At 46.3% G+C, this 22,163-nt stretch carries 16 protein-coding genes; 7 read left to right on the forward strand and 9 right to left on the reverse strand.

The window, feature by feature from the left end:
• The first annotated feature begins 12 nt into the window (after positions 1 to 12).
• Both MARME_RS00275 and MARME_RS00280 read left to right on the forward strand, forming a co-directional pair.
• Entirely contained in the window at positions 13 to 2,580 is a 2,568-nt protein-coding gene (locus MARME_RS00275; RefSeq protein ID WP_013659267.1) for a circularly permuted type 2 ATP-grasp protein, read from the forward strand.
• Between the two features lie 2 nt (positions 2,581 to 2,582).
• A complete protein-coding gene (locus tag MARME_RS00280) occupies positions 2,583 to 3,464 on the forward strand; it encodes a transglutaminase family protein (RefSeq protein ID WP_013659268.1) in 882 nt (293 codons plus the stop codon).
• Positions 3,465 to 3,574: 110 nt separating this feature from the next.
• On the opposite strand, the gene MARME_RS00285 is transcribed toward MARME_RS00280, so the two are convergent.
• The 8 genes from MARME_RS00285 to MARME_RS00320 form a co-directional block, all read right to left on the reverse strand.
• Positions 3,575 to 5,602, reverse strand: coding sequence for a multicopper oxidase family protein (locus MARME_RS00285; RefSeq protein WP_013659269.1), 2,028 nt, complete (start codon positions 5,600 to 5,602; stop codon positions 3,575 to 3,577).
• A 371-nt stretch (positions 5,603 to 5,973) separates the two neighbouring features.
• Positions 5,974 to 8,859 (reverse strand): HD domain-containing phosphohydrolase, encoded by a 2,886-nt coding sequence (locus MARME_RS00290; RefSeq protein ID WP_013659270.1) that lies wholly within the window; start codon positions 8,857 to 8,859, stop codon positions 5,974 to 5,976.
• A gap of 352 nt (positions 8,860 to 9,211) precedes the next feature.
• Positions 9,212 to 10,795: an aldehyde dehydrogenase (NADP(+)) gene (locus MARME_RS00295; RefSeq protein ID WP_013659271.1), complete on the reverse strand. Its 1,584-nt coding sequence runs from the start codon at positions 10,793 to 10,795 to the stop codon at positions 9,212 to 9,214.
• 37 nt (positions 10,796 to 10,832) lie between these two features.
• Positions 10,833 to 11,741: a 5-dehydro-4-deoxyglucarate dehydratase gene (locus MARME_RS00300; protein WP_013659272.1), complete on the reverse strand. Its 909-nt coding sequence runs from the start codon at positions 11,739 to 11,741 to the stop codon at positions 10,833 to 10,835.
• 140 nt (positions 11,742 to 11,881) lie between these two features.
• Positions 11,882 to 12,691, reverse strand: coding sequence for an NAD-dependent epimerase/dehydratase family protein (locus MARME_RS00305; protein WP_013659273.1), 810 nt, complete (start codon positions 12,689 to 12,691; stop codon positions 11,882 to 11,884).
• Between the two features lie 49 nt (positions 12,692 to 12,740).
• Positions 12,741 to 14,024, reverse strand: coding sequence for a TRAP transporter large permease (locus MARME_RS00310; RefSeq protein WP_013659274.1), 1,284 nt, complete (start codon positions 14,022 to 14,024; stop codon positions 12,741 to 12,743).
• A gap of 1 nt (position 14,025) precedes the next feature.
• A complete protein-coding gene (locus MARME_RS00315; RefSeq protein ID WP_013659275.1) occupies positions 14,026 to 14,559 on the reverse strand; it encodes a TRAP transporter small permease in 534 nt (177 codons plus the stop codon).
• An 86-nt stretch (positions 14,560 to 14,645) separates the two neighbouring features.
• The gene (locus MARME_RS00320; RefSeq protein WP_013659276.1) at positions 14,646 to 15,638 is read right to left on the reverse strand and encodes a TRAP transporter substrate-binding protein; all 993 of its coding nucleotides are present in this window, start codon (positions 15,636 to 15,638) and stop codon (positions 14,646 to 14,648) included.
• A 271-nt stretch (positions 15,639 to 15,909) separates the two neighbouring features.
• Between MARME_RS00320 and MARME_RS00325 the strand changes: the two genes are divergently transcribed.
• The 3 genes from MARME_RS00325 to MARME_RS00335 all read left to right on the forward strand — a co-directional run bounded on the left by MARME_RS00325 (position 15,910) and on the right by MARME_RS00335 (position 18,724).
• Positions 15,910 to 16,653: a FadR/GntR family transcriptional regulator gene (locus MARME_RS00325; RefSeq protein ID WP_013659277.1), complete on the forward strand. Its 744-nt coding sequence runs from the start codon at positions 15,910 to 15,912 to the stop codon at positions 16,651 to 16,653.
• 67 nt (positions 16,654 to 16,720) lie between these two features.
• Positions 16,721 to 17,857 (forward strand): mandelate racemase/muconate lactonizing enzyme family protein, encoded by a 1,137-nt coding sequence (locus MARME_RS00330; RefSeq protein WP_013659278.1) that lies wholly within the window; start codon positions 16,721 to 16,723, stop codon positions 17,855 to 17,857.
• A gap of 15 nt (positions 17,858 to 17,872) precedes the next feature.
• Positions 17,873 to 18,724, forward strand: a complete 852-nt coding sequence (locus MARME_RS00335; protein ID WP_013659279.1) for an amidohydrolase family protein — start codon at positions 17,873 to 17,875, stop codon at positions 18,722 to 18,724.
• Between the two features lie 155 nt (positions 18,725 to 18,879).
• Here the strand turns inward: MARME_RS00335 and lpdA are convergent, their stop codons facing one another.
• Positions 18,880 to 20,319: a dihydrolipoyl dehydrogenase gene (gene lpdA / locus MARME_RS00340; RefSeq protein WP_013659280.1), complete on the reverse strand. Its 1,440-nt coding sequence runs from the start codon at positions 20,317 to 20,319 to the stop codon at positions 18,880 to 18,882.
• 158 nt (positions 20,320 to 20,477) lie between these two features.
• Between lpdA and MARME_RS00345 the strand changes: the two genes are divergently transcribed.
• Positions 20,478 to 21,086, forward strand: coding sequence for a TetR/AcrR family transcriptional regulator (locus tag MARME_RS00345; RefSeq protein WP_013659281.1), 609 nt, complete (start codon positions 20,478 to 20,480; stop codon positions 21,084 to 21,086).
• Between the two features lie 129 nt (positions 21,087 to 21,215).
• Positions 21,216 to 22,157 (forward strand): oxygen-dependent coproporphyrinogen oxidase, encoded by a 942-nt coding sequence (gene hemF, locus MARME_RS00350; protein WP_049787735.1) that lies wholly within the window; start codon positions 21,216 to 21,218, stop codon positions 22,155 to 22,157.
• Positions 22,158 to 22,163: the final 6 nt, after the last annotated feature.

Consider the following 22,163-nt stretch of genomic DNA (forward strand, 5'->3'; position numbering starts at 1 on the left):
GAACTCTTGCTTATGCATACAGATGCGCTTGCACCAGTGACGCCCGAACAGGCGTCACTGGACTTCGACCCTGCCTCGTCGCAACATTATGATGAGGCTTTTGATATGAATGGTTTCCCGCGAGACCATTGGCAAACTATTATCGAGAGCTTTAATGCGCTTGGTGCCGAAGGAGTGGCAGACCGTCAACAGAGAGCTCGTAGAATTCTCAGTGATGATGGTGCAACGTATAATCTCACGTCCGACCCTTTGTCTCCGAATGTCTGGGGCATGGACATTGTTCCTTACCTAATTGAAAGCGAAAGTTGGACAACGCTTGAACGAGGTATGGAGCAGCGCTCTAAACTGTTTGATCTGATTATGAAAGATCTATACGGGGAGCAAATCTTACTTAAAGAAGGCATCATACCCAGTGAGATCATCTTTGATCATCCTGGTTTTTTGCGCGCCTGTCATGGCATGACCGTGCCACATGCGCAAGATATTCTATTGCATGCTTCTGATTTAGTTCGCGACGAAAACGGTCAGTTCCAAATCGTCGGTGATCGAACGCAAGCTCCTAGTGGTGCTGGTTACGCGCATGAGAACCGTGTTGTGTTGTCCCGCGTGATGCCGAGATTGTTTCGAACGAGCCGCATAAAAAGGCTTTCTCACTTTTTCCAAACCCTTCGTGATACGTTAACGGACATCGGCAAGCATGTGTCGGACAAACCGCGCATCGTCTTGTTGTCGGAAGGGGCCAATAGCAAAACCTATTTTGAGCAGGCGTATTTGGCCAACTACCTTGGCTTCCCTTTGGTTCAAGGTGGCGATTTAACGGTACGTAATGGCCGAGTTTGGATGAAATCGCTAAATGGCTTGTCTCCCGTCGATGTGATTATGCGTCGTATTAACGATGACGCCTGTGACCAAGCTGAACTGAGACCCAATTCTCTTCTGGGTGTCCCTGGGCTTCTTGAAGTCGCTCGAAGTGGTAGAGTCGTGATAGCCAACCCCATTGGGTCTGGTTTACTCGAAACGCCCGCGTTGATGGCATTTCTCCCCCAAATCAGTCAATTTTTACTGGGTGAAACACTGCAAATCCCGTCGGTGAAAACCTATTGGTGTGGCTCATTAGATAACCTCTCGTATGTTGAAGCGAATTTGGGGCAACTGATTATCAAGCCAGCCATGCGCATTAATGGCGGCGACAGCTATTACGGCCATACGTTGGACGAACAAGATAAACAGGCGTTGCTGGAAAAAATCCGCCTTGCCCCCCACCGCTGGGTTGCTCAGGAATACGTCAGTGGTGCCCAATTACCAGTATGGGCGGCGGATCAAGGGCTAACAAAGCGCCCAAGTATCATGCGCATGTTTACCGTTGCCAGTAACGGTGGCTTTAAAGTCATGCCCGGTGGCCTAAGCCGCGTGGGTGGTCAAGGTAATGAGCGAATTGTTGGCAACAACATTTCAGATACACTGAGTAAAGACACTTGGGTTTTGGCAACAGATTTTGAAAGTACATTGCCTGCTGCAGTGGACGGGTCAAACATACAAGACATCGCTCAACAGTCTAATTTACCGAGTCGAGTGATTGAAAACCTGTTTTGGTTTGGTCGCTACATGGAACGAGCGGAAGTATCACTTCGCTTAATGCGAACTTTCTTTAAGCAAATGAATGGTGTTGAACCGCTGCCAACGGAAAGCCGAGATATATTACTCAAAGCCATCTCCATTCAAACTGGCTGTCTGCCCGGCTTTACGCGAGCGGATCCTGAGCTATTTGATGAGCCAAATGACGAGTTAGCCTCGCTAATTTGTGATGGGACTCGGCCAGGCACAATCAAATCGAATCTTAACGCTATGCTCGCGTGCGGTGAGCAAGTGAAAGAGATGCTCTCGGCTGATACGCGTATCATATTGAACGATTTGCGTGATCATATTCATCAGATGGATCGAGCTTATGCGAATGGTTTGCCAGAGTTACCTGAAGAATCGTTAGATAACCTAGTTACGTCGATTCTCGCTTTGTCCGGGTTGAATCATGAAAGTATGTTGCGTGGGCCTGACTGGATGTTCCAAGAAGTAGGTCGTCGTACCGAACGGGCATTGCAAACGGCTAAACTGTTGAAGTCGACCTTAACTGAACGCTTGCCTTCGATGCAGCAAAGTTTGGTGCTTGAATCTGTTCTATTGAGTGTTGAAGCCTTGATCTCTTTCCGTCGTCGCTATCGAAACCGTAATCGCGTCGCTTATGGTCTCGATTTATTAATGGCAGACAGAACAAATCCAAGATCCTTGATATACCAGACTGAATTATTGCGTAAATACTTAGAAGAGTTACCAAGAAACGAATCTAATGAACTGGGCTTGAGCCCTGAAAAACGTATGATCATTAAATCGTTGAATGATATACAGCTGGCAGATTTAGAAACACTGGCGCACGTTGATGATATCTGCAATGAAAGGACAGCGCTGTCTGACTTTATGACGCAATTTACTGACCAGTTAGAGCGTTTTACCTCACACATCAGTGATAAGTACTTTGATCATGCATCTGGTCCGCAGCAACTAATACGTGGGCATGGAGAATATTGAATATGAAGTACAAAGTGCGCCATTTAACCGAGTATGAATACACTGCGCCAGTAGCTCTGTGTTACAACATGGCGCACCTGCTTCCTCGAGATACGCAAAATCAACGTTGTCTAAACCGACGCATAAAAGTCTGGCCTAAGCCGATTTATCAAAGTGAAGGGCAGGACTATTATGGCAATCAAACGTGTTACTTTTCGATTGAAGAACCACATCAAAAACTCAGCATTGATGTGATCAGCTATTTTGAAATACAAACAACGGATTTTATTGCTCAGGCAGAAGCGCATCCTATGACGCTCGGTGAGTTAAAAGCCTTGTTAGCGCAGCCCAACACGGCCGATCTGCGTATGGCGAAAGAGTTTGTTTTAAACTCGCCACAAGTTCGTTGCTCTAAACCGCTTGCAGACTATGCTCAAGACTGTTTCTCAGACGATATGACGCTAATTCAGGGCGTAAAGGCCTTCATGCATAAAGTCTTTACTGAGTTTCGATTTGATCCTACCAGCACGACGGTCGCCACGCCTTTAGAACAGGTACTAGAGCAAAAAAGCGGCGTGTGTCAGGACTTTGCCCATCTCTCACTGGGTTGCTTACGTTCTTTAGGCATACCGACGCGCTACATGAGTGGCTATCTGGAAACGCTGCCTCCTCCGGGTCAGGAAAAACTGACGGGCGCAGACGCATCTCACGCTTGGTTTGCTGTGTTTATCCCTGACTTTGGCTGGGTTGAATTTGACCCAACGAATGACATCATGCCAACGGATCAGCATATAGTGACCGCATTTGGCCGCGACTACTCAGATGTAACGCCGCTCCAGGGCGTGATTTTTGAAGGCGGAGACAGCCAGACACTGAGCGTGTCAGTGGATGTTCAACGAGTGTAAGCTGCTCTCAAGCACAGAGCTGAATGGTATTTCGATCGAGGAATATCTCAGTTTCTAGATACAAAAAAGCGAGCCTTTGGCTCGCTTTTACATTTCATGCACCAGTCTGCTTATTCTTTGAGTACTACTTTTTGCATCATACCTTGATCTTCATGGTCGAGAATATGGCAATGCAGTACAAATGCGCCGGTATACATTTGTTTCACAGTAAGAGGATCGTCGATACCCGGTAAGGTAGTCGGATAGCGGTTTTCAGAATACGCAACGGTATTAGATGGCGCGTTTTTATCTCCTATCTCAATTGCGAGCGTATCGCGCCAGACGCCCTGCTGCTCGCCATCCGGCCCCGTTCTGTAAGCATAGAAAGGGTTAACATGAATATGATACGGATGCATCGGAGCTAAGCCGCGAGTACAAAGGTTCCAGCGTTGCCATTGTCCGAGTGTTAAATCTCGATCCGGGTTTTGTCCAAATGGTAGGCCATTAATCGAAAATATTAAATCGCTGCCAGGCTGGCCATTATTTAGATCATTATCCGATGTGGTTAGGCACATTGGGTCCGTAATGCTTGAGATGCTTGTGCGACTTCCTAGGTAGAACATCATGTCCTGCGTATTGTCAGTATCATGATCCATTTCAGCAATTTGGGTTGCTGTCGGTGTTGGATGCGCTTGATATGACGCTAGGCTTGATGACGTCGGTAATGCGTCAGTTTGCAGCTCACCCTCTACGACCACTTGCATTAACGCGGCTTTATCCTCAAACACACCTTGCAAGGATTTGGCATCAGAAGCCTGATCATCTATCAACCAATACGTTCCTGGCGTGGTGGGTGCTTGATAAAGATAGTCAGCTCGGTAACCTGGTTGTAGCGCTTCTATATCGCAATTTAGCTGAGGCTGACCTGAGCACCATTCGTCCAGTTGGCCTGTATTTAAACCATCGACCGCAATTTGGTTTAAGGTGCCAATGGCGTTTGATTCCCCAATAATGCCTTTTAACAAGTTTATTGTTGAAGAGTTTCGGACTGTAACGAGCTTGAGAGACTCTCTTACGCCTGCATGGATAAAGCGCCAGCGCTGTATTTCTCCCGGTTTTAACGTAATGCGTGGAACAACTTGACCGTTGACGAGTGTTCGTCGTTCGGTTTTTTGCCATTCACCTGGACCAAAAATATTCGCGGGTTTACCATCAATCTCACAGACATCCACATTGTTAGGAACGTCATTCGCATCGTAGTATTCGATAACCCCGTTACAGTCGTATGCCACCTGTTGCATGACGAATGTGTGGTCTACTTTGCCTTTAATTTGTGGCTGTTGCCCTACATCTTTTGCGGGGTCGCCTCCTTCAATAATGATGGCTCCAGCCATGCCACTTGATACTTGCAGTGCAGTCGAACCATGCACGTGTGCGTGATACCAAAATGTACCTTGGGGGTGGTCTTCTGGGATACGAATTTCATAGTCAAATGCATAACCGGGTTGCAGTTCTAAAAGCACGTTATCGCTGTTTTTGCTCGGCGAAACCCAGAGGCCATGGGTATGGAAGTTGGTGACATTGAAGTTATGGGGGGTGTTCATTTGGGCCGCCTCTTCATCGGTTAAAGGCGTGCTCGATGAATCGGCATGATTATGGTGAGTAAGACCAGAGCACAAAAAGTTTGGCGCGGCGTCACAGTCTGGCATACGGTTTTCGAGTCTAAAGCGCAAAATATCGCCAGGCTTGAGCTTCAAGGTTGGGCCAACTAGTGCGGCTTTAGGCGCATCGTCACCTTGTGCATACGCATAGTTTCTAAGCCAAGTGTTACACCCAGCAATGTCTCTTTGTTGATATGCGACAGACATCGTAAAGTTTAGCTCACCGTTTCCTGATTCAAGGACATCGGCTGTCGCGACGTTTTTAAATTCAGGAGGAATGATTTTGTATTCGCACCCCTCGCCAACGCCTTCTGGAACGGCCGTTGGCGGTGAGTAGTCGGCCAGCTTGATATAGTTCGGTGTCCACTCAGAGTCCATCGACATCATATCGTGTGAAGCGTGATCTGTTTGATGATTGGAGCAAGCGGCTAATAAGAGTGTGAGCGATCCGATGGTCAGCCCTTTAATGGGCATTATCCATTGTTTGCATGTCTGCATTGATGAGTCCTTTTGTGAGAGTGTCGGTACTCTAAAGACTAGCAAAAGCGGCTCAGTCATCAATTACACGGGATTACACTAGTGTCTCGCTGTGAGTGCAGTCGCTTTGGCGAGACAATTAAGCAATCAATGAAATAGCAGTCAGTTAGATTGCTGTCTATGGAAGACCCAAAGGGAGGCCTACATGGATGTAGGTCATTAGGGCAACGCAGGAGCAGTTGCCGAGCGTGGGCTAAGTTCTCTTTAATTCTCTTGTTAACTTTCTTGCCAATATGCTCAATATTGGACAGCGACATTTGTCTCCAGACACTTGCCTCGAATAAAGAAGAGTTATCCACACGCTGAAGCCAGTGGACTTGTTCACACCTTCCCTAGCTTGGGTGCACAACGTCTACTTCAATTCCTGCCCAATTAAATAATTGGGTTTGCGATACGGTATCGATTTGTTCGGGTTTTAAATATTTTTCAGCATAAGCAAGATAGGCTTTTGACGTCACGAACAGCTTAAATAAGTTTTTGTCTAAGTGGTTGTCTTTTACCATGAAGGCGAGGATTCGCATTGATTCTGATAACGTTTTCGCGGTTTTATAAGGGCGGTCTGCCGCGGTTAAGGCCTCAAAGACGTCTGCGATGGCCATAATGCGTTCTGGAATCGACATCTGCGCCTTTGTTAATTTTCTTGGGTACCCTGTGCCATCCATTTTTTCATGATGATTTCCGGCAATATTAGGTACATTCTTTAGGTCTTCAGGGAACGGTAAGGCAGAGAGCATTTTGATGGTTTGGACAATGTGATCGTTGATTGCAAAGCGCTCTTCATTTGTTAGCGTACCGCGTTTTACGCTTAGGCTGTAAAGTTCACCTTTGTTTAGAGCTTGTTTGGGGATGGACATATCAAACCCCCAGACATTCTGAGGGTTGTCTTTCTCGACTGCAGGGCGGCGAATCCCCCAAGGAATAATGTGCTCTGATTTGTCTGAGATTAAGTATTCTGTTGCAGGTAAAATATCCGGTGTACTGGGTAACTGCGCCATTTCTTCGCGAGAAAGCCCAATATGGCTACTAAAATGTCGTCGCCAAGTTTGCGAACCAATCGCGGCAATGCGCTCAATGTCTTCCTCTGCCATCAGCTCGCTGCCGATGTTTGAGCGGGCGATGAAAGCGAAGTCATCTTGCAGCTTTCGTTGTGTTCGAATTTTTGCCTTCTCTAAACTAAGTGCTTCTCGCCCTTCCAATAGACCGCTTAAATAGGCAATCTCAGCATCCCGCCAAAGTATCTCGAAACGAGTGCGTATTTCATGGATTCGATTATGAATGGTTTCTAGTTTAGTCGCCTTGTCGACGATGTGCTCTGGGCTGGTTATCTTGCCACAATCGTGTAACCACGCAGCGATGCGAAATTCCCGTTTCTGGGTGTCTGTCATGGAAAAGTTTGCATATTCGGGGTCATTGGAATCAATTGCGGCCTCGACCAGTTTCTCTGCCAAAACGGGAACGCGCTCACAGTGTCCGCTTGTATAAGGTGACTTGGCATCGATGGCATCAGCCAACAATCGTATAATCGCCTCCATTAAGGTTTGTTGAGATTCAAACTGCTTACGGGTCGAAATGGCTGTTGCGGCGGCGCCTGAGACTTCTTCCATAAAACGTTGGAAGGCATTATCGGCAGCCATTGACTCTTTCGGTAGACGCAACGCAAGTGCGCCTAACATACTGTTATCACGATCAACTAATGGCGCAAGAAAGACCCGCTTCTCTGCGTCATCTAACACCTTATGCAGGGACGTTTTCATGTTAGACCAGTCGTGTGTCCCGCACAGTACCGTTTTTGGTGCGTCCATGTTTGTCGTAGTGGCTAAGGTCATTACTCCCGCTTTATCAGAGCACAGATAGACGGCTCCAGCCTCCGATGAGGTAATTGCGACTAAATGCTTCGATACTTGCTCGAGCATTTTTTCGAGGTCTGGGTCACGGGATAATTCTTGAGTTATCGACTGAAAGTTCTTAATGGCTAATGCCATATGATCGGTCAAGCTGGAGAGCAAATTCACTTCTTTAACGGATGATGCCACGCTAATTTTTCGATTAAAGTCGAATGAGGCAAGTGCGCCCACTTCTTCAGAAAGAAGCAATAATGGGCGAGAGATCGAGCGACCGATTAGCCAACCAAATAGAACCAGTATGCCAATGATAATACCCGAGAGCGTCAGTTGGTGGATCAGGTGCTCGTTGACGTCTTCTAATAACTGTTTTTCTGGAACACTGTATAACACCTGCCAATTTTGATCCGATTCATTAATGACTGACTGAAAAAATCCATACCAGTTGCTTCCATTGACGTCCATTTTGGCTAGGGAATTAGACGGTGCGTACTGAGTAATAAGCTGATCAAGTGCTGGCACACCGAGCTCATCAACCGTAATCAAACGGGGAGTATCAATGTTATAGCGTATGAGTGATACATCAGAAGGCGAACCAATGACTAAGCCATCTTGGTCGACGAGTGCCATTGCCGTGTGTTCATTCGGTAGTAAGTCTTTCATGAAACTCGACAGGTCTTGGATGGAAGCGTCAACGCCAACGACAGCGCCTGTTGTCTTATTTTGAATAGCAAACGTAGTGCCTATTTCCAGAGTACTGAAAAACACATAAGGTGCGGTAAGGGCGACAGAGGATTGTGTGTTTGCTTGTCGATACCAAGGTCGTTTTCGAGGATCAAAAAGGTAGCTGCTTGGTTGGCTTACAGAAATGGAGTTGAGATCGGTATCGAAAAATTCCCACCACGTTCGAATGACATTCCCTGCTGCGTCTCTCTCGATGCTTTGTAGCATGAATTCTGCATTATTTGGGGCAGACAATACTTCTTTAGAATGATCATTTTTAAGTGACCTTAGTAAGACGAAATCTCCATCGTTATAGCCGACATAGACTGCGCTTAGAACATGATTTAAGCGCATTATTCGAGCAAGCGCAGGTAAACGTTGCTTGCGTGTCTCTAAGGTTTGCATTGATGTGATAGTGTCGAACTCTAACAGTTTGACGGTCGCGTCAACGGACTGGGTAACTTGTTGGATTTGATGATTAAGGTTATTGGTGACTTGTACGGCTTTTTTTTCGACTTCGGCAATCAGTGTATTGCGGTTTAAGTAATATGAAACTCCGGTTAGCCCTGCGGCCAGAATTAGCATACTGATTATGATGGCCGAACTGACGATCACTTGGAGAGGAATACCTGAGTGTCTCTTCTTTTCAATCATCCTTGAGCTTTTCCTCTCAGTTATAAACACGGCATGTTGTTGTGAGTGTTAGTTAGCGAAGCAAATTCAAATTCGAGTATTAAGACTATAGCCGTTTTTTTTTAGTATTGGGTAGGTATAGCAAAAAATTATATTTAGAGAGCACAAAAAAAATCGCCTTCTTAAATTATATTTTAAGTCTGTATGAGGAGGTTTTTTTTATTGGAAAACTAAGACTGATTTCTCTGTTGTTATGGCATTTATGAGGAATAAAATTGGTGGCAGGTTGAAAGAAAAGGCCTTTTCGACGGAAGTCAAAAAGGCCTTGATAAACGCATTGTCGAACTGAAGCGTAAGCTTCTAAAAACGAACCTTATTTACCATCAATCAACTGAGGTACTTGCCAAGGGTTTGCATCGGTTATTGCCGTTGCTTGAAGCGCTTCTGGCAAGTCTTGGTAACAGACTGGACGAACAAAACGCTGGATAGCCGCGCTGCCAACCGATGTTGTGCGTGTGTCGGAAGTGGCAGGGAAAGGTCCACCGTGTACCATCGCGTGAGACACTTCAACACCTGTAGGGTAAGCGTTACACAATATACGACCGGCTTTGCGCTCTAGCACAGGCAATAATGAACGCGCTTGCTCGTAATCACCTTCGTTGATTTGCAATGTAGCGGTCAGTTGCCCTTCCAGCTTTTCTGCGACTTTAATAAAGTCTTCATCGCTTTTACACTTGATGATCAGTGAGGTTGAGCCAAACACTTCACCTTCTAGTGAGTCGTCTTTCAAAAAAGCATCAGCAGTGGTTGAGAAAAGGTGTGCTTGACATTGGTTTGAGCCAGTATCAGCGGTCTTACCTTTTGCCACTAGCTGTGCATTGGCATTTTCAACTAACGCTGAAACGCTTTGACAGTAAGCATCATAGATGCCCGGTGTTAGCATGGTTTGTGTGCTGCTGGCAAAAATGGCTTGAGCGGCTTCGTCTATAAACGCTTCAGCACCCTCACCTTCTTTAATAATCACAAGGCCTGGGTTAGTACAGAATTGACCCGCGCCCATGGTTAGGGAGCCGATAAAGCCTTGTGCAAGTGAACGAGCATCGCTTGCAAGTTTACTTGGCATCATGAAAACAGGGTTAATACTGCTCATTTCTGCGTAGACAGGAATTGGCTCTTTACGAGACGCAGCGATGTTCATTAATGCCGTACCACCTGCACGTGAACCGGTAAAACCGACTGCTTTGATGTGCGGATGAGCAACCAACGTCGCGCCAACATCACGACCTGAACCGTATAGAAGAGAGAAAATACCAGCAGGCAGTTCCATCTTTTTCAACGCAGATGTGATTGCTTTGCCGACAAGCTCTGATGTGCCTGGGTGAGCAGAGTGCGCTTTAACAATAACCGGGCAGCCCGCAGCGAGTGCGGAAGCCGTGTCGCCACCAGCCACAGAGAACGCAAGTGGGAAGTTACTGGCTCCGAAAACGGCAACTGGCCCCATTGGAACAAATTGTAGGCGCAGGTCAGCACGAGGCAGCGGTGCGCGCTCTGGCATTGCTGGGTCGATGCGCACATCAAGGTATTTACCAGCACGTACAACACCAGCAAACAGTTTCAATTGGCCCATTGTACGACCGCGTTCGCCTTCAATTCGAGCTTGTGGCAAACCCGTTTCCGACATCGCTCTTTGAACCAGTGTATCGCCAAGCGCAAAAATTTCTTCCGCAATGGTTTCTAGTAAAAGCGCACGAGTCTCAGGGCTAGTTGCTTTAAACTGGTCGAATACAGACCAAGCCGCATTAGCCGCTTGATCAACATGGCTTTCTGTTCCGCCAGCGTACACAGGATCCATTTTCTGGTTTGTGGCTGGATTAATCGCAGATACAGGTTTTTGTGTTCCTGTTACTTCATTGCCCGCGATAATTAGGTTTCCAGTTAGTTCGATTGTGGCGGTCATACCTGCCTCCTCATCATCTATGTTTATGTTCTGGGGCCTATTGGCGATCCATGATGTCTTTAAGAGCCGCAAAGTCTGCTTCTGTTGGGCGAGTCAGTGGAGCTCGAACATCGCCTGCTGAACGGTCAATTAATTCAGCGCCTGCTTTGATTAAGCTAACAGCATAACCTTTTTTAGTGTCACGTAGGCGACAGAATGGAATAAAGAAATCTTGAATGATTTTCTTCACATTTTCTGTCTCGCCTGCGCGTAGAGACTTGTAGAAGCTCATCGCCATGTCAGGCATAAAGTTAAAGACAGCAGACGAATAAGTGTTCACGCCGATAGACAGGTAAGCTTCTGCGAAGATCTCTGCGGTTGGAACACCACCAATGTAGACTAGGCGATCGTCAACCGTTTTGATTGTGTCATTCAACGCCGCAATGTTGCCTGTACCATCTTTAAGTGCAACCAAGTTCGGGTTGCGTGCAGCCAGTTCTTTGACGCTCTCAGCACTTAATACGCCATTACCACGGTTGTAGTAGATAAAGTGCAGGTTGCTGCCAGTCATGACTTGTGTCGCGTATTCGATCACGCCATCTTCAGGGCATTCTGTTAAGAATGGAGGCATTAGAAGAATGCCATCTGCGCCAGCTTCTTCTGCTGCAGCGACAAATTTACGCGCCTCGGGAACACTTTTACCCGCTGCCGCGATCACTGGAACACGTCCACCTACCGCTTCAACCGCTACTTCTACTACCTGTTTGAATTCTTCATAACTAAGAGAGAAAAATTCACCTGTTCCGCCAGCAACGAATACAGTAGAAACGCCTTTTTCAACAAACCACTCAACACGAGACTTGAATGTTTCGGCGTTGAATTGGCCGTTTTCATCTAGATCCGTTACGGGAAAAGACAGTAGGCCATCACTTAGTGCTGTTCTCATTTGTTCAGTTGAAAAACTCATAAAATCACCTCAAAAAACGATTAATTTCTTATTTTCGACACAAAAAATCCCCTACCCATTAATTCGGGTATTTGAATTTTGTGTGTTTGTTTATTTGATTAAGTCAGAGACTTAATCATTTGGTATGTGGTTTTGATTACTTACTCTTGCTCATCGTCAAAGTGGCCAGCGGTCACAAAGGCGCCTCCTTGATACCGAATAGCGGGATCATTTGGATCGTTGCGTTTACCTTCCTCAATAAGATGAGGTTGGTCGGCGAATGGCTCAGAAGAGTCTTGTGGTTGCCAGCCGATAAAGCTGGCATGTCGGTTGTCGCACCATACCGCTTTGTTGTTAGACACGGCGTATACCATGGTGCAGCCAAGACGATCGGCGTCAAATGTGGTTTTGATGAGATCAGCGAGATCTCTTTCACTGAGCCAGGTGCTGAGCATGCGGCGATTTGGGATTTCAGGGAAGCAAGAACCAATACGAGCAAGTGTTGATTCAATGCCAAACTTGTCGTAGTAGTAACGAGCAAGCACTTCTCCAAACCCTTTTGAAACACCATATAAGCTGTCTGGACGCATTGGACTGTCATTATCCAGCAAGGTTTCACGCTCATGGAAACCAACTAAGTGATTGGAACTGGTAAAGAAAACACGTTTAACACCCTGCTGTCTTGCTGCTTCGTAGATGTTGTAGGTGCCTTTAATATTCCTATCCAGAATGTTATCCCAGGTTCCTTCAATTGACTGGCCGCCAGCATGGATAATGCCATCGCAATCTTTGACCAATTCGATCACCGCTTGTAGGTCGCTGATGTCGCAATTGACAAAGCTTTCACCTTCTTGAAGGTCGTCAATTGTGACGATATCAGACAAGCGCAGTTCATCGGCCCATCCAGCCAATTGTTTGCGCAGCGCTTTACCTAAGTTTCCTGCTGCGCCTGTAAGTAGTATACGTTTCATATCTGTACCTTTAATTAGATAGGACGCCGTTCTGTCCTTCTATACCATATTATGGATTAAGCCAGTTCGGTAATGTTAGTGAGATCGCGGGTACAAAAGTCACTAACATCAAAGCCGCTAGAATTGCTAAGTAAAAAGGCCAAATAGACTTCACAGCTTTTTCTATTGGCACGTTACCAATGGCACAGCCAACAAAGAGACATCCACCGACAGGAGGCGTACACAGTCCTAGACCTAAGTTCATCATCAGCATGATGCCAAATTGAATTGGATCCATGCCTAGACCAACGGCAACAGGTAAAAAGATTGGAGTACAAATTAAAATAAGTGCCGCCATGTCCATGATCATACCGAGAACCAGTAAAATCAGGTTCATCAACAATAAGATCACTATTGGATTGTCAGACAAAGACGTTAACGCATGCGCGAGCAGCTTAGGGACTTCATACAGTGCCAGCATATAACCAAAAGCAGAGGCACAACCAACAAGGACCATAACAAGCCCTGTCGTTCTAACGGAGCGTACAACCGCTACCCAGAAGTCTTTTAAGCTCAATGTGCGGTAAACGAGCGCGGTGATTAGAATCGCGTAAATTGCACCGATTGCACCTGACTCTGTGACCGTGAATACACCAGATAAGGCACCACCGACAACAATAATGGCGGTAATTAAACCCGGAATTGAGGCGACAAAAGAGATAAAGATCGCTTTTAGACCAGCAAACGGCTCAGTCGGAAAGTTTTTGCGAATCGCAATGGTTCTCGCGGCGAAGGCCAATAGAAGACACATCAAGATTCCAGGGACGATACCCGCAACAAAGAGGCTTGCGACTGACATGCCACCACCTGCCGCGACCACATATAGGATCATGTTGTGGCTCGGCGGGATCATAATCCCTGCGATGGATGACGTCACCGTAACGTTAACTGCGTAATCGTCGTCGTAGCCTTTTTCCTTCATAACAGGAATCAGTAACGAACCCAGTGCCGATGTATCGGCAACAGCGGAACCTGAAATACCACCAAACAGCATACTAGAGAACACGTTAACTTGGCCTAATCCACCGCGCATCCAGCCAACACTTGCTGATGCCAATCGAATTAAGCGAGCAGCAATGCCGCCATGTAGCATGAGTTCGCCAGCGAAAATGAAGAAAGGAATAGCCAGCAATGAAAACGTAGAAACGCCTGAAACAATTCGCTGGAAGCCGATCATCAACGGCAAACCTTCATAAAAGAATGCGGCAATGGCTGCCATACCGAGGGCAAAAGCCACTGGTGCGCCAATCACGGTTAAAAGTGCAAAGAGTCCTAATAAGATTGCTAAGCCCATGCTACTGACCTCCTAGTTCATTGTTTTTCGAGGAGGGATTAAACAGTCCTGTTAGGCCCTGATACGCACGATATAAAGAAAAAATGAAGATTAATCCGCCAGAGATAACCACGGGTAGGTAGCGATAGCTTTCACTGATACCAAGTAGCGGAATCTTTTGAAATTGAGTAAAAGACATAAGATCATTCGTATACCACGCCAGCGCGAATCCAAATGCGGCGAGGAGTAAGTTAATAATACACTCTATAAATAATGCGACTTTCTTAGAAATCACCAAGGTGATCATTTCTACGCTCAAGTGCGTTCGTTCATAGATGCCGACAGCCGCGGCAAGGAAAGTAATACCAACAATGAGGAGCATGGCCATTTGCTCAACCCAAGTTGGCGTGTCATTTAGCACATAGCGACCAAAGACAAGCCATCCGAATGACATTACAAGGACAACGATCATGGCGCCGGCTAAATTGGTTGCAACGAAGGCGAGGGCATCTAACACGCGCTCAACCAAAGGCACTTTTTTAGAGGTAGACTTCATAAGGCTACTCGCTTATTAAACAAAAACTTAGAAGAGAGCTCACCCAAAGGTGGTTTTAGGTGAGCTCTTGGGTAATATCGACGGAATTAGTCGACGCTTTGGATTTTTTCTACAAGCGGCTTAAGCGTAGGGTTGTCTTGAAAGGCTTTTTCATAGACGACCTTCATTGCATTTTGGAAAGGTGCTTTGTTTGAAATTTCGTTGAATACGACGCCAGACGCCAGTACTTTTTCTCGACTGGATTTATCACGTTCTGCCCATAGTTTACGTTGTAGTTCAGCACTTTCGCGCGCGGCCTTTTTGACAATGACTTGATCGTCAGCAGACAGTTGATTCCATGCACCAACGCTGACACAAACACACTCTGGTAGAATCAAGTGCTCGGTCAAAGAGTAGTAGCCTGCAACCTCAAAGTGATTACTAGATTCGTATGACGGCCAGTTATTCTCTGCGCCGTCAACAACGCCTGTCTTCAACGACTGGTAAATTTCCGCATAAGCCATTGGGGTAGCGTTGCCGCCCAATGCTTCAACCATTCCTACGTACAGTTCGTTGTTCATAACACGGAACTTCATACCGTCTAAATCGGAAGGTGCTTCGATCGGCTTCTCTGTATTGTAGAAAGAGCGAGCGCCTGAATCGTACCAAGCCAACGACTTGATGCCGTGTTTTTCCATTGCTGCACTGAGCTCGTCACCCACAGGGCCATCCATCACACGATGCATGTGATCAACACTTTTGAAAATGAACGGTAAAGAAACAACGTTTGCTTCTGGCACGATGGCACCAATAGGCCCTAAGTTGAATTCTGCGAACTGAATTGCGCCAATTTGCAGCATTTGAATGCTGTCAGCTTGGTTACCAAGAACGGCTCCGTTATAGACTCTACCAGCGACTCTGCCATCGGTTTTAGCTTCGACGTCATCAATGAAAGACTCAAGTGCGGTGGTAACAGGGTACCCTGGGTTGTGTATGTTCCAACCTTTCCACTCAGCATTAGCGGACGTTGAAACAGCGGCGGCTGTGGCAGCAACTAATATAGCTCCACTAACTTTTTGTATAACGGTTTTTTTTATCATTGTTATAGCTCCAAATACGCTTAAGTTAGATGGGGATACCCCCATACTTAGTTCACAAACACAAAACTATAAAGACGAGCTTTTGCTGTTTCTGCGTTTGATCTTTTTTAATTATTAGCATTGATATTATTAATTCGCAACACTCATACTATGAATTATTGAAAAAAACTCAATGACAGCTATTGTTAACTACAATATAGTGCAATTGTGTGCATTCTCCAGTGCGACTGGGCGCTGAGTAATGGCAGTATGATTAGAGGTATATAAAACAATGAATAACGAACGAAAGAAGTCGATAAAACGCTCTAAAACTAGCTTACCTGAGCTTGCTGCTGAACGAATCAGGGAAAAAATCCGTACTAGTAATATGTCTGTCGGGGATAAGTTGCCGACAGAGCCAAACCTTATGAAGGAACTGGGGGTAAGTCGTACGGTGCTTCGCGAAGCAATGATGACGCTCAAGGCAGAAGGCTGGGTTCTCCCAAAACAAGGGATTGGTGTGTTTGTCGCGGAACCGAAACCCATGGATTTCAGCGGCTTTTCAGCGTCGGATACGCTGACCATAAGTGATGCGATAGAGTCGCTGGAACTACGCACCGCAGTAGAGGTTGAGGCCGTTGCACTCGCGGTATCTAGGCGCTCTGCGATGCAAGAATCGGATATCTGTCGTAGCTTTGACGCGTTTGAAAAGAAAGTCGCTTTAGGTAAGTCCGCAGAGCAAGAAGACTATGAATTTCATCTCGCGATTGCCCGAGCAACGAACAATGATCGGTTTGTGAAATTCCTTGATGTATTGGGCAAAAAGACCATACCGCGTGCAAGGCTACGTGAAGAAGCCGGTTTGCCACGAGACCCAAACTTAGAGCAAACGCTGAACGAAGAGCATAAGGCTATCTTGGATGCCTTGCTTGATCGTGATGTTGAGCGCGCGCGTGATGCGATGCGTACCCACCTGACAAACGGCTGTAATCGCTACCGAGATTTAGCGAGAGCAATACAAAAAACTAAGTCATAGTATGAATTTATTGATAAGTTGAAAATACATGCTATGATCCAATAAAAATAACAATCAGGGTCATTTCATGAAGATCACAGACATTCGACTACATCCGCTTACTTATCTTTTGGAACACGCGTTCGAATCTGCTTCTATGTCTTTTCAGTCTAGAGAGCACTTACTTGTTGAAATTATTTGCGATAATGGATTGATCGGCTGGGGAGAATGTTTGGGAAATCGTGTGGTGAACGCCGCATATCTTGAAGTGATGACGCCCCACCTGATTGGAAAATCTGCTTTTGACATCGAGCCAATATGGCTAAACCTTTACAACACCTTCCGTGATCAAGGGCAACGTGGTGCCGTGATCAATGCAATCAGTGGAATTGACATTGCCTTATGGGATGTCGTCGGTAAGTTTCACAATAAACCGGTATCTGAACTATTGGGTGGCCAATTCCGCTCTGAGATTCCGGTTTACGCAACAGGCGGTTTTCGCAAAGTAGGCTTTGATCGCCTTTCTAGCTTGTCAGAAGAAGTTCGTGAATACAAAAAGCAGGGCTTTGACGCGGTAAAAATCAAAATCGGCTTTGGCGTGGCGTTAGACATCGAATCGATCAAACAAACTCGGGAACAATTAGGTCCCGATGTTGAATTGATGATCGATGCGAACCACGGCTACGACATTATTGATGCCAAGCGGGTTATTGATGCGGTAAAAGACCTTGATATCAAATGGTTTGAAGAACCTGTCGTCCCAGAAGCCTACACTCAGTACCGAGAGTTGAGACAGACTTCTCCGATTCCTATTGCGGGCGGAGAAACATGGCATTCTCGTTGGGGTTATCACGAGGCGTTAAAACAAAATACGGTTGATATTATTCAACCCGATGTTTGTGGTGTGGGTGGACTTAGCGAGGCACGAAAAATCTTAACCTTGGTTGACGTCTATGGCGTGCGTTGTGTTCCTCATGTTTGGGGCACCGCTGTTGCCATTGCTGCGGGACTGCATTTCCATGCGATTATTCCACCTAATCCTCCCTCGTTCGGCACAGACTCACCGCGACTTGAATTTGATCAAACGCACAACCCGTTTAGAACCAGCATTGTAGAAGAAGACATTGTCGTAAAAGATGGCAAATTAGCGGTGCCTTCTAAACCGGGTCTAGGGATCACCATTGACCGTGAGAAATTGGCTCGTTATGCGCCAATTTCTGCATAAATGAGGAGTGACGACGTGATTGCAAAACGAATTCTTTTTGGACAGGCGCCTAAAATAGCGTTACCTGAAGGTGCCATTGATAGCCATATGCATGTTTATTCTGCTCAATATCCTTCTCTGCTTGGTGGACCGGATTTGCCCGCAGATGCAGCTTGTTTGGAAGATTACCAAAAAGTGCAGCAATGGCTTGGTTTAAAGCGAGTTGTTATTACTCAGCCAAATGCATACCAAATAGATAACACCGTGATGCTAGAAGCCCTCGATGTACTGGGTGAACGCGGCCGAGGTGTGGTTGTTGTAACACCGGATACAACCGAAGAAGAGTTGGAAGAGTGGCACGCTAGAGGCGCTAGAGGCGCTCGTATTATGCAACTGCCCCAAGGTGCCGCTGGTATTGATAAGCTGCTAGAGGTCAACGCAAAAATTAAGCCGTTCGGATGGACATGTATCGTGCAGTTTTACGGCAATGAGATACTTGAATACGTCCCTACGCTAGAGAAAATACAGGGTGATTATGTCATTGACCACTTCTGTAAGTTTATTCCGCCAGTTAAACCCGATTCAATCGAATACAATGCACTGCTTGGTTTAATTGAGCGCGGCAATGCCTATTACAAGATGGCAGGTGTCTATGAAAGCTCGAAAGTCGGTGCGCCTGAGTATTCAGACATCGAAGTGTTAGCGAAGCCTATTATCGAACGTTTCCCCGAGAGAGTGTTATGGGGAAGCAATTGGCCGCATGTTTCCGGGCCGATAGAGAATGCTCCCAACGACGCCATTCTATTGGACAAAATGATGGAATGGATGGGAAGTGATCAAACCCGTCAGCAAATTTTTGTCGAGAATCCCCAAAGACTTTACTGGTAGACGCTGACATCTACCACCTTGGCCGGCAGAGCGTAGGACGTCTCTGTCGGCCTTTTTTATGTTTACGACCTGCTGATTATTGTTCGGCATTGCTTTTAGAGCTATGCCTTAAGAGCCATGCACTTCGTTACCTAGACGGTTTTTCTGACGATCTATTACTTTCGACGCTTTGCAAAAGGGTTGGGGAAATCCGTAATGGTGCCTGTCCCGAGTTCAGCAGCGAGTCCAATACTTTCATGTAGACTTGGATGAGCATGAATGGTCAAGGCGATGTCTTCTAGCGTCGCACCATATTCCAACGCAAGGGTTAGTTCTCCTAGCAATTCCCCCGCGTGAGCGCCGACCAGCCCAGCGCCAAGCAGACGATGGTGCTCAGGTTCGTAGATTAATTTGGTCGCACCATTTGTTTGACCCGATGCGATTGCCCGGCCTGATGCAGACCAAGGAAAGGTCGCGACTTTATATTTGATGTCCTGGGCTTTCGCTTGTGTTTCAGTCAGTCCAACCCAGGCAACTTCTGGGTAAGTGTATGCAATAGAGGGAATCCCTAACGGTGAGAAGTGAGCAAGATGTCCCGCAACGACTTCTGCTGCAACGTGCCCTTCGTGGCTGGCTTTATGCGCTAACATAGGGCCATGAGTCACGTCTCCGATTGCGAAAATATGATTGATTGACGTTCTGCACTTATCATCGGTGACAATAAACCCTCGGTCGTCGACGTCTATATTTATTTCTGGAATGCCGGCGTTAAATCCATTGGGTTTTCTTCCAACCGCCACCAATAATGCATCGGCTTCTAACGTTTCCTCGCCTGTTTCTGTGGTTAGCGTCAGTTTAAGAGTCTCCCCAGAAGGGTCGACCTTGGTCATTTTCGTATGGGTTTTAAATTTCATTCTGGACGCGTTTGCTTTTTGGTAAACGCGTACCTGATCGGCATCCGCACCCGGTATCAGCTGATTTCCTTGCTCAACAATGGTGACTTTTGCTCCGAGTGCTTCGTAAACAGTGGCCATTTCTAAGCCAATAATACCGCCGCCTAAAACGACTAAATGATTGGGAATGTAAGGTAATTCAAGTGCTCGAGACGAGTTCCAAACACGATCGTCTTTTGGAATAAAAGGCAAATGGACGGCGGTCGAGCCAATGGCGATAATAGCGTGTTTGAATGTCAGTGTGTCAGTAGAAGCGTCTTTGCTGGCGTCATTCGAGTGTATTTTGATGGTGTGTTCGCTGCTAAAAAGCCCTTCGCCAATGTAGAGAGCAACGTTTCGTTGCTTGGCCATCAGAGCGAGATTTCCTGTGAGTTTATTTACCGTGGATTCTTTGTGTTTTCGCACTGTATCAAGATCTATTTTAGGCGCCAAGAAAGTAACGCCATGTTTTGCCTCTTGTGCCGTTCTAATATCGCCTGCTATGTGTAAGAGCGCCTTTGATGGGATACATCCGACATTTAGACAGACTCCTCCCAAATTCTCGTAGCGCTCAATCAGGGCGACGCTTAATCCCAAATCGGCTGCTCTAAATGCGGCGGCGTAGCCTCCTGGACCACTTCCTAATACAACGAGGTCATACATTGTCTTGTTGCTATGATGCATTGTTTTGTTCCTTCCAAACGTGTGAGTGAATCTGTGAAGTAAACGGCTTATGTATTTACCTATCAGTTGATATATAATATCTGGCTAAATTTTGCTCGCATTTTTTTTCTTAGTCAATAGAATGTCTACCATATGATAGAAAAATAAGAGGAACGAGTATGGATATGCAGGGTACTATCGAATCCGCAACGACAGCGGTAAATCCCACTAAAATTGCCATTATGGATGCTGCCGAAAAAGCGATATTGAAAAGCGGTTACAAGGCTATGAGCTTCCGTGATTTAGCCGCTGAAGTCGGCATCAAGAGTGCAAGTGTTCACTATCATTTCCCGACAAAAGGGGATCTTGTTACCGCGGTAATGCAGCGCTACAAAGAAGAATTTGCTAAGCGTTTAGTATTACCTAAGAAGAAAAAAAGTGCGGCTCAAAAGGCGTTAAACAAGTTTATTGATGGCTTTAAAGAGACGGTTGTAGATCAAGATAACCTAAGCCTTTGTACTGTTTTGTCGGCTGAAAAAAGTCTATTAGAACCCGCCACGTTAGAAGAATTAAGCGCGTTTTATCAGCTTAAACTTGATTGGCTTAGTAGCGTCGTGTCGTACATGCGTAAAGATTGGATGACCACTGAAGAGATCTCCAACTACGCTAGCCAAATTCTGGCGAGCTTGCATGGCGGTTCTGTTTTAGTAAAAGTGACGGGTGAGCCAGAAATGTTTAACCAAGCGACATGCCATTGGCGTGATCTGGCTAAGCGATTGGGAGAGTAAGAGAGAAGTAACGTGAGAGCAACCAGCGCCTTTTATTGCTGGCCTCCTATGTGAGGCCGTGACTTCTTTGAATCAGTAACTTTCTTAAGTTACTGATTCTTACTATTATAGCCACCTTACTTAAAAGAGATGGAGATACGCGTGCCTCAAAGCCTTTCCCCTAATGATATTGCAGCGGTAAAAGCCTATTTAATGTCGCTTCAAGATCAAATTTGTCACGCCTTAGAAGGATTTGAACCTAACCTTGTATTTCACGAAGACGCTTGGGACCGACCAAATGGCGGTGGCGGCCGAACTCGCGTCATTGCGGATGGCGACGTAATCGAAAAAGGGGGCGTCAACTTCTCGCATGTTATGGGGGATACGCTGCCTCCGTCCGCAACGGCAGAACGTCCTGAATTAGCAGGGGGTCGCTTCGAGGCGATGGGTGTTTCTCTTGTTATTCACCCTAAGAATCCCATGGCCCCGACCTCTCACGCAAATGTACGGTTATTCGTAGTGCATAAAGACGGTATGGATCCAGTATGGTGGTTTGGTGGTGGTTTCGATCTAACACCCTATTATGGCTTCGAAGAAGACTGCATTTCTTGGCATCAGACCGCATTCGACGCCTTGTCTCCATTTGGTGAAGATTACTATGATCGTTTTAAGGTCTGGTGCGATGACTATTTTTATTTGAAGCATCGTGGAGAACCTCGCGGTATCGGTGGTTTGTTCTTCGACGATTTTAATGAGCTGCCATTCGATCAAAGCTTTGCGCTAATGCGTTCTGTGGGCGACGCGTACATTAAAGCCTACGAACCCATCTTAAAGAAAAGGCAAGCGTTGCCTCATACTGAACAGCAGCGTGATTTTCAGTTACATCGACGTGGTCGCTATGTGGAGTTTAACTTAGTGTTTGACCGCGGAACGCATTTTGGATTGCAAAGTGGCGCTGGTCGTACCGAGTCCATTTTGATGTCGTTGCCGCCAGAAGTGCGATGGAGCTACGGCTATGAGGTCGAGCAAGGCAGTGAAGAAGCAAAATTAACCGATTATTATCTTCAGGCCCGAAATTGGTTAGGGCGCTAAATTCTA

The sequence above is a fragment of the Marinomonas mediterranea MMB-1 genome, from assembly GCF_000192865.1.
Classification (GTDB): Bacteria; Pseudomonadota; Gammaproteobacteria; order Pseudomonadales; family Marinomonadaceae; genus Marinomonas; species Marinomonas mediterranea.